An 8,579-nucleotide genomic window follows, 5' to 3' on the forward strand; every position below is an offset into this window, starting at 1 on the left:
GGAAATGGCCCTTGAGCTCCGTCTTGTCCTTGGCGCGGAGATAGATGCGGATGTTCTTCTCGCCGCCCGTGAACCAATCCCACCACATGGGCTTGTCGGTGGCCGCCAGCTTGCCGGATCCGCGCGCCGAGGCCGAGAGGGCCGTCTTGACCTTCTCGATCCAGCCGGGCTCCGGATCGAAAGCGTCGGGGTCGGAGCCGGGGCAGGTCAGAACCTGATCCTCCTGCACTTGCGCGGAGAACTGGATCGAGCGGGAATTCAGAGCGCAAGGGGATTTGAACACCTCCGGGGTCGCTCCGTCCCCGACGAGGATCAGCAGCTTATCGACCGTTTTCGCCATGTCAGGCCTCCATCGTCTCGACGCGCCCCTCGAAGGAGACCACGCCGTGCCAGGTGATGTTGTCGGGATCGCGGAAGATCATCCGCCGCGCGCGGGAGAGCCGGGCGAGAGAGGCGCCCGCGCCGAGATCAAGCTCGGCGTCATGGAGCGCCGCCTGAACCGCAGAGCAGATCAGGCGGCATTCCGAAGAGGTTTTATTGATGTGGCGGCTCCAGACATGGACGTCGAAGGCGAAATCATCCGCCTCGTAATCGCTGGATCCGAAGGCCGCGAAGGAGCCGCCGTCCGTGAGGGTCAGATAGGGCCAGACCACGCGCTCCGGCACGTCGTCATGAATGCGCGCCCCGACATGGGCTGAGACGGCGGCATCCGCGCGCAGCGCTTTCAGGACGGCACCGAACAGCGCAAGGCTATGGTCGCCCTTACCCACGGGCCACCTTCTGCGCCGCTTCCTGCAGGGCCTTGCGGATTTCGCGCTTCGACTCGGATCGCTCGGCACGATAACCCGGATAGAAGAAAGGCTGCGCCGGCGCGCCGGGATGCTCGACGCGATGACCGAATTTCCCCTGGACGCCCATGGGCTTCTCGCTTTCGATGACATGGGGAGCGGCGCCGAACTCCACGAGATGGCCATGCGGCGCGCGGGGCTTGCCGTTCGTTTTCGAATAATTCACGAAGACGCGCGTCGAGACCGTGCCGGGTTCCGTCTCCCACATGATCGCATCAACAAGATTTCCGCGATCCTTGGGGGCGAGGCTCTTTTGCCGCCGGACGATCCGCTCGGCGGCCGCTTCCTGCGCCTTGACGGCGGCGGCGGTCATCTCGCGCGGCAGGCGCTCGAACTTCGTGCCCAGGCGTCGCAAGGCGCGGTCGAGAGAACTCATGTCGCCACCCCCTGCTCCAACCTCATGACGATGGATCGACGGCATCCATCGGGGTCCGCCGCGCTGCGGATGTTGAAAACCCTCCCTCCTCCTGCGCCCATGCAGACTCGCCAGCCCTCCGGCGTGACGGCCTCCGTCTCGGGATCGCACAGCACTTCGCAGCGCCAGAAGCCTGTCGCGACGAGGCCGCCGCCCTGCGACGCTTCCCGCAGCGTCTCCGGCCGCAGATGCGCCCAACGCTCGAAGCGCCTGACCCAGCCCCGCGAAGGCCCGAGCGGGTCGCCGCCAGGCGCGAGCAGAGGATCGGTCGGAGGCGTTTCCGCCGCCTCGCCCCATTGCTCGAAGGCGATCCGGCGGTTGCGCAGACCGGCGCTCATAGTTCCATCTCCCGGGGCCGAAGATAGCGATGCTGGCGGATCTCGCTGCGGAGCCCGAAGGGAACTTCCTTCGCAGGAGCTTCGCTCGCGGTCTCCCGTTGCAGAACGCGCCAGGCCGCCAGCATCAAGACAGCGGTCAACAGGGGGGCCGCTTCCGGCGCGGAGGCCTCGTATCCCACCTCGGATTCGATCTCGATCACATCGTCGGGCCCCAGCCACGGCCAGACCACGCCAGCCGCCGAGAGGCGAGGCTCGTCATGCCCCTGAACCAATGTCAGCCCCGTCAGATCCTCGACGCCGCCCCCCGCCCGTGCCACGCGCGCGCCTGTCAGGGCGCGCACGGGCGCGACTGGAAACCACCACCTCGCGAAAGGCCGACGAATGCTGAAGATCGCCCGGCGAGGCGACAGAGGGCGATGCGCTCCGGTCTCCACAGAGATCGTCGTGCCGCTCAGGATCCTTTGAAGCGTCGCCTCTTCGTAATCATCAGCCGGACTGAGCCGCGCATGTTCCTTGAGTTGCGCGACCGTCAGGGGCGGGTCCGGCGGAGGGCCGATCAGGCGCATGGCGGCGCTCAGGAGGCCGGAGGCGCGGCGGGAGCCGGAGGCTCCGGCTTTTTCTTCGGCTTCACGTCGCCGAGGATCTTGACGAAGCTCTGCTTCTCCAGATCGGTCGCCGCTTCCGGCGAGAAGCCCGCCAGTTCGCCCTCGTTATAGGGCGGATGCTTTTTCACGAATTTGACCTGTTTCATGATCATGGAGCCTCCATGCGCTCTGGGAAACGGAGCGCGTCGATGGGAGTGGGGGATCAGGCGGCCAGAGGCCAGTCGACGCCGGTGATGACCGAGATGGCTTCGTCGTGATCGGGCGCCATGTCATGTTCGGAGATGGCGCGGATCAGGGTGAAGTCCCGCTGCACGCCGGAATGGGTGGCCCCGCCCCCGTCCACATAGGCGCCGCCGTCATGGACGGAGATGGTGACGGACATGCTGTCGCCGATCACGATCTCCCAGAAGTCGGCGAAATAGATCTCGGTGTCGGTTCCCGCGCCCAGATTGCCGGGAATCTGGGTGGTGCGGTGGATGGGGTGGCCGAGCAGCGCGTTCTCCGCATCGATCTCGGGATACACCTTCGCCCCCACGCTGTTGCGCAGCTCGGCGAGATAATTCCGGATCGACGGGCGCATCACCCAACCGGGGCGCACGAGACTGATGTTGGCCTCTTCGAGCAGATTCACGGCCTTGCGCAGATCCTGCCCGATGGTGGCGGCGTTGGTGGTCGCGGCTGCGGCGAAGACATGCGCCGCCTTGGCCCAATAGCGCAGACCCTTGGGCGCGCCTCCCGAACCATTGTCGCGCAGGAAGGCGAGATCCTCGCGCAGAGCCATGCGCTGCACCAGATCGTCGCGCACGAAGGAGGCCACCGAAGGCGACCCATAGCGGATCAGGTCGTTCGAGACGGGAACCATGGCCGTGAGCTTCTTGAAGCTTTTCGCGACCTCACCGAAAGTCGGTTCGGAAACCGTGATCGGAGCGCCCTCCGCTCCATAAGCGGCGGTCGCGCCACCCGTCTGGCGGGCGTCGCGGACGTTGCCCGCAGGCATGTCGATCACGCGCGCGCCTGCGCTCCGGATCACGGCGCGGGCGCTCAACAGCTTGATGATCTCGCTCGAATAGGTTTCGGGCACCAGCACGCCGCCCGCCGAGGCCGCCCCGGTGTTGAGCGCAGCGCGCAACTCGCCCGCCACCGCCGAGGCGCCGAGCGTCTCCTCGGCGTAACGCGGCGCGCGGTCGGGATCGCCCTTGGTCGCGGCCATGGCCAGCACGAAGAGGCCAGCCGCGATTCCCTGATCCGCCTCGTTCACGGCCCGGGCCGGAGCGCGGACCGCACGCGGATTGGTCGGCGCCGGCTCCGCCGAAGCCGCGCGCGCCGCTTCGGCGCTCTCGGCGCGCCTCACCTGACCGTCGAGCAGGTCGAATTCCGCCTGAGCGGCCTCGAAGGACCTGGACTTCGCGTCGATGGCCGCGGCCTCCGGCGCCTCCGCGTTCTCCAGAGCGGTCAGTTCGTCGGCCAGCGTCGCCATGAGCTCCGCCTTCGCTCCGCGCTTTTTGCGCAGGTCGTTCAAGTCGGCCATAGCCGTCTCCTTCAAAAAAATGATGATCAGATCCGCGCCAGAGCGCGCGCCGCCGCCGCCTGAGCGGCGCGGGCGCGCCGGGCCGGAGCGGAGCCTTGGGGGGCGTGGGCGGCGAAGACGCCCTCGTAGAACTCATGGCGGGAGGCGGCGCGATCCGCCATGCCCGCCGTCAGGGCCTCGGCGAGGGTCAGCACGCCGCCGCGCCCGAAGCGCTCCTGCGCCGTCTCCACCGAAACGCCGCGTCCGCGCGCGACATCCGCGATGAAGACGGCTTCCAGAGCGTCGAGCTCGCGCAGGATCGCCGCGCGTCCCTCCTCGGATTCCGGATCGGGGCGTTTGTTCGGGGCGCGGCTGGAGGCGATCTGAAACCAGAGGTCTCCGCCCGCATCCGCCAGAACCGGCTTGCCCACCGTGGTGGCGACGCCGATGGAGCCCACCGCCGCCCCCGGCGAAAGCGCGATCTCCGTCGCCTGAGAGGCGATGTGATAGGCCGCCGAAGCGGCCAGAGGATCGACGAAGGCGTAGACCGGTTTGGCTTTGGCGGCCTCCGTGACGGCCGCAGCGGCGGCGGCTGCGCCATAGGCCGCGCCGCCCGGCGAATCCATGTCCAGAACCACGGCGGAGACGTCGGCTTTCGCGGCGATTTCGCGCAGAGACGTCTCCAGCCCTTCATAGGTCGCCCAGCCGAACCATTCGGCCCAGGGGCTCCTCTTGGTCAGAACGCCGCGCACCGGCAGAACGGCCACGCCGCGCGCGATCCTGTAAGATCCATCGCCAGCCTTGGGCGCGCGATCTCCGTCGCGCAGGACGGCCAGGTTCAGGGCGGCCAGATAAGTTTCCGCGAAGCGCCGATCCACCGCCGCCGGAGCGCCGCCGAGCAGCTGATCGAGATCAAGCCTCTTCATCATCATCCTCCTGTCCGGGCAAGGCCGCCATGTTGGAGGGCGGCAAGAGATCGTCGGCGCCGGGAATCGGGGCGCGGTTCTCAAGGGCGCGGGCTTCATTGCGGGTCAGAAAGGGGCCGCCCGTCGCGCGCAGGAGGGATTCGGTGCGGTCGCGCGTGGTTGCGCGCATCAGGCCGTCGAAGAGATATTCGAAATGCAGATCGGCCCGCTCCTCCTCGGTCAGGAGGTAGAGATTGAAATGATCCTCGTTGAGCCGCGCCCAGCCGAGCAGGCAATCCGTCACGTAATCGATGGCCTGCTGCTCGACGTTCGCGCGCAGGCCATGCTCGAAGATGCCCGCCTTGGCCGGAGGCACGCGGTAGACGCCTGCGATCTGCTCGCGGTCGAAGCGGCGCTGCTCCAGAAGCTGGGCGTCGGCCGGAGACATGCCGACGGATTTATAGCTCATGCCATAGGGCAGGATCGGGATGCCGTTGGCCTCGGGATCGTCCAGCGTCTTGCGGATCCGCAGGGCGAAGCGCTCCGCGTCTTCGTCGTCCTGAAACCAGTCGGGGTGTTCGACCACGCCGCGGATCACGCCGCGCCCGGTGATGTGGCGTCCCGCGAAGCTCTGGGCGCCCAGAGCGACGGCGAGCGTATCCGCCGCCATTTCGATCGGGGAACGACCCGTCCAGCCGTCTTCGGCGCCGCTCCGCAGATGGAGCAGGTCGCGCCAGGAGACCCGCCGCTGGACGCCCGCCCCGTCTTCGAATTCATAAAACCGCTCGCGGCCGTTCTTCAGCAGCGTGATCCGGTCGTTATGGATTGGATCCAGTCCGATCACCTCGCCGCGCCCGTTGCGCCGGATCCAGGCGAAGGCGTTGCCTCGCAAGCCCAGCGCCCATTGCAGGCCGTAGCGGATGACGGAGGCGGGCACGCCATAGGCCGCGTCGCCCTGCGCCATGAGCCGAGCCGCCGGATGATCCGAGACCCGCGCCTTGCCGCCCTTCGGCAGGCGCCGATAGAGGATCAGAGGCACCTTGGCCAGATCCTGCGCGATGACGTTGACGCAGGTGTAGACCGTGCCATGGGCCAGAGCCGCCCGCTCGTCGACGCGGGGCAGGCCCGAAAGGGAGGCGCGGCCCCAGCCGAGATCGAGCCAGCCGGCGGGACGGGCCGTCCCGCTCGCTTCGGCGCTCGGCCCGACGAGAACGCGGGCCGCCGCCTTCATGCGGTCGAAAACGCTCATATGACGATCAACCTTGAAGCTCGGCGCGGCCTGACATGCGCGTCCGCGCGGCCGACCGCCATGATGGAGGCCACCGCCGGATCGATCCGCCCGAGGGATTTGGCCTTGCTGGGCTTGATGTTCTCCGCCGCGTCGCTTTCGCGATGGGTGTTGCGCACGGCGCGGGCGAGCAGGGGATTCCCGCCATGCTGGATCGTGCCCTGCATGGCGCGCTGCTCGAAGCGCTTCATCGGCGCCGACATGCTGCCATAGCCCTGCCCATGCTCGACGAAGCGATTGCCGAACAGCTGCTGAAGATCCGTGCGCAGGCTGGCCATGCCCCACCGGTCGTAAGCCAGTTCGCGGATGTCGAAGCGGGTCGCGTCTTCCTTGATGCGCGCCAGAATCCGCCCCTCATCGATGGCGCCCTGGCGATGCTGCTCAAGCCAGCCTTCATGCTCCCAGGCGACGTAATCGGCGCCGTCGCGCCGCCCGCGGGCCTCCAGAGACCCCATATGGCCGCCCGTCGCAATGAAGCTGCGCACCAGCAGGATGATCCTCTCCTCGAAGGGAAAGGCGAGGGCGTAGGCGGAGAGATCCACCGTGCTGGAGAGATCCAGACCGGCGAAACAGGGGAGGCCCGCAAGATCCGCCTCGCGGATCGGGGCCGCGCCCTCCGCCCAGACTTCGGAGGAGATCCAGCCCTCGACGCCGTCGGTGAAGCGATTCACATGCAGCCGGATGAAGCCGGGCATGCGGCCCGGAATCGCGCTCGCCTCCTGATGGAGGCGGCGCAATTCCTCCTCCGGGATGGAGATGTTGAGGTTGGGATTGGCCATCGCCCAGGTGCGCGGATCGGCGATGTCGGCGTCCGCAGGAGGCTCGGCCACAAAGGCGAAGAAGGAATCATCCTGAACGGCCCCCGTGGCCACGGCTTCGGCGTAGAGCCTGTTCTCGCCGCAATAGCTCTGGAGCGTGGAGCCCGCCGTGGTGATCATCCAGTAGAGCGGCTGAGCGCGGGCGATCATCGAATTGCGGATGATCTCGCCGAGATCGCCGGAGCGCCAGCGGTGGATCTCGTCTGCGACCGCCACATGAGGATTGATCCCGTCGGCGGAGCCGGGCTCACGGGTGAGGCAGCGAAAGACGCCGTTCGTATGAGGGCAGCGGATCTCATATTGCAGCACGTTCAGCAGCGGCGAGATTTCGGAGCTCGTGGCCTGGCGGCGGGCGTCTTCGAAGAGCAGCCCCGCCTGATCGCGGGAAGTCGCCGAGGCGAAGACCTGCGGCGCGCCCTCGCGATCGAGGGTCAGGCCGTAAAGCGCGGGCAAGACCGCCATCGTCGTCTTGCCGTTCTTCTTCGCGATCTGGTTATAGGCGATGCGGAAGCGGCGCAGGCCGTCCTCCTGCTTCCAGCCGTAGATCGACCCGAAGACGAATTCCTGCCAGGGGCTCAGCTCGATGGGCTGGCCCGCCAGAGGCCCCGTGGTGTGGTTGAACATCCGCGAGAAATTGCGAAAGCGGGTCGCAGCCTCCCCGTCGAACCAGAGGCCGCGATCTCCGCCCGCCTCCAGATCGAGCAGATGGCGCTCGCATTGGGCGCGCACCAGCGGCGCCGCCGTGACGCGGCCCTCCACCACGTCCAGCGGAAAGCGCGAGGTCGGATGATCGATCGGGGCGGTCATTTCCTGCCGCTGAGCCTGTCCTCGAGAGCCGCGAAGAAATCGCCCTGAGCGTCGCCGTTCAGGGCGGCGTCGTCGCGCGGCGAAAGGCCGAAATTCGCGCCGACGCGCAGCATCAGCGCGGCGGCCTCGTCGCGCTGCTGGACCGCCTGCTTCTTCTTCTCCAGCGAGCCGTTGCGCCCCTCCGACGCATAGATGCGACCTTCGGCGGCGATCAGGCGCTGGTTGTGCAGCCAATCCGCATAGGCCTCGCAATAGAGCTCGAAAGCGTCGTGGAAGCGCGGTTGAAGCCTGCCGAGACGAGTCAGCTCCGGCGCCAAAGCCCGCCATTTCGCCGCCGCATCCGGCGTCAGATGCTCCGGCGGATCCGGCGGGGTCATCCTGGCGGAGGCGGCGAGGTGGTGAACATTCGCCTTCGCTTGGGGCTTGTCTCCTCTCAACGATTTGTCTCCATTGGGTTTTTACTTTGAAACCGCGCGCATGAAAAAGTCAGGGTGGGCGCCGGTGCTGTCTGGCGGCCCCGGATTCCCGACCCACCCCCCGTCGAGCGAAGCCGGAGTCCTCGCGCGCCGTCTTGCGGCTATGACAGGACCAGCAGAGCGCTCGCCAGTTCCGGGCGTCGAAGGCGAGGTCCGGCCGCTCCCGCACCGTCTGAACGTGATCGACGACTTCCGCGGCCCGGGCGATCCCGACTGCGGCGCATTCCTCGCAGGCCGGATGCGCGGCGAGGAAGGCGAACCTCTCGCGCTTCCACCTCGCGGTCGCATAGATCTTGCGAAAGGGATCCTTGGCGCGAGCCTTGTCGAAGGCCATCCGCCGCGCGGCCTTCTCTCCGGCGCAGGTGGAACAGAGCGCTCCGCCCATGGCGACGGCCTCGCATCCTGGCGCGGCGCAGATCCTGATCTTCGGATGCTTCATGTGTCTTGGATTTCGGACATAGCTTCGCACTTGGCCTTCCGCGCCATTGACCTTGCCTGGTCGGGGGCGGAGGGCTCGGGGCCGCCGGAGATAGTCTCTAGCATCACGGCTCGTCCGCTTTCAGATTTACGCG

The 8,579-nt window shown here is 67.4% G+C and carries 11 protein-coding genes and 1 pseudogene; all 12 read right to left on the reverse strand.

Annotated features, from left to right (window positions below):
• Positions 1–340: pseudogene (locus tag PHN62_RS17285) on the reverse strand (hypothetical protein); the annotation flags it as partial.
• Position 341: 1 nt separating this feature from the next.
• Positions 342–770 (reverse strand): DUF3168 domain-containing protein, encoded by a 429-nt coding sequence (locus PHN62_RS17290; protein ID WP_300152675.1) that lies wholly within the window; start codon positions 768–770, stop codon positions 342–344.
• Positions 763–1,269 carry an HK97-gp10 family putative phage morphogenesis protein gene (locus tag PHN62_RS17295; protein WP_300152676.1) on the reverse strand — a complete coding sequence of 169 codons (507 nt, stop codon included), beginning with the start codon at positions 1,267–1,269 and terminating at the stop codon, positions 763–765. Before PHN62_RS17295 ends, PHN62_RS17290 begins: the two co-directional genes overlap by 8 nt.
• Positions 1,221–1,601 (reverse strand): head-tail adaptor protein, encoded by a 381-nt coding sequence (locus tag PHN62_RS17300; protein WP_300152678.1) that lies wholly within the window; start codon positions 1,599–1,601, stop codon positions 1,221–1,223. Before PHN62_RS17300 ends, PHN62_RS17295 begins: the two co-directional genes overlap by 49 nt.
• Complete coding sequence (locus PHN62_RS17305) at positions 1,598–2,167, reverse strand: hypothetical protein (RefSeq protein ID WP_300152679.1); 570 nt, start codon at positions 2,165–2,167, stop codon at positions 1,598–1,600. The genes PHN62_RS17300 and PHN62_RS17305 overlap by 4 nt, the downstream gene beginning before the upstream one ends.
• An 8-nt stretch (positions 2,168–2,175) precedes the next feature.
• Positions 2,176–2,352: a hypothetical protein gene (locus PHN62_RS17310; RefSeq protein WP_300152681.1), complete on the reverse strand. Its 177-nt coding sequence runs from the start codon at positions 2,350–2,352 to the stop codon at positions 2,176–2,178.
• A gap of 56 nt (positions 2,353–2,408) precedes the next feature.
• Positions 2,409–3,734, reverse strand: coding sequence for a phage major capsid protein (locus tag PHN62_RS17315; protein ID WP_300152682.1), 1,326 nt, complete (start codon positions 3,732–3,734; stop codon positions 2,409–2,411).
• Positions 3,735–3,760: 26 nt separating this feature from the next.
• Positions 3,761–4,639: a S49 family peptidase gene (locus tag PHN62_RS17320; protein WP_300152684.1), complete on the reverse strand. Its 879-nt coding sequence runs from the start codon at positions 4,637–4,639 to the stop codon at positions 3,761–3,763.
• Positions 4,626–5,867 carry a phage portal protein gene (locus tag PHN62_RS17325; RefSeq protein ID WP_300152686.1) on the reverse strand — a complete coding sequence of 414 codons (1,242 nt, stop codon included), beginning with the start codon at positions 5,865–5,867 and terminating at the stop codon, positions 4,626–4,628. The genes PHN62_RS17320 and PHN62_RS17325 overlap by 14 nt, the downstream gene beginning before the upstream one ends.
• Positions 5,864–7,531, reverse strand: coding sequence for a terminase TerL endonuclease subunit (locus PHN62_RS17330; RefSeq protein WP_300152687.1), 1,668 nt, complete (start codon positions 7,529–7,531; stop codon positions 5,864–5,866). Before PHN62_RS17330 ends, PHN62_RS17325 begins: the two co-directional genes overlap by 4 nt.
• Positions 7,528–7,968 (reverse strand): phage terminase small subunit P27 family, encoded by a 441-nt coding sequence (locus tag PHN62_RS17335; protein ID WP_300152689.1) that lies wholly within the window; start codon positions 7,966–7,968, stop codon positions 7,528–7,530. Before PHN62_RS17335 ends, PHN62_RS17330 begins: the two co-directional genes overlap by 4 nt.
• A gap of 49 nt (positions 7,969–8,017) precedes the next feature.
• Entirely contained in the window at positions 8,018–8,446 is a 429-nt protein-coding gene (locus PHN62_RS17340) for an HNH endonuclease (RefSeq protein ID WP_300152691.1), read from the reverse strand.
• Between the last annotated feature and the right edge of the window lie 133 nt (positions 8,447–8,579).

The sequence above is a fragment of the Neomegalonema sp. genome, from assembly GCF_028688855.1.
GTDB lineage: Bacteria > Pseudomonadota > Alphaproteobacteria > Rhodobacterales > Rhodobacteraceae > Neomegalonema.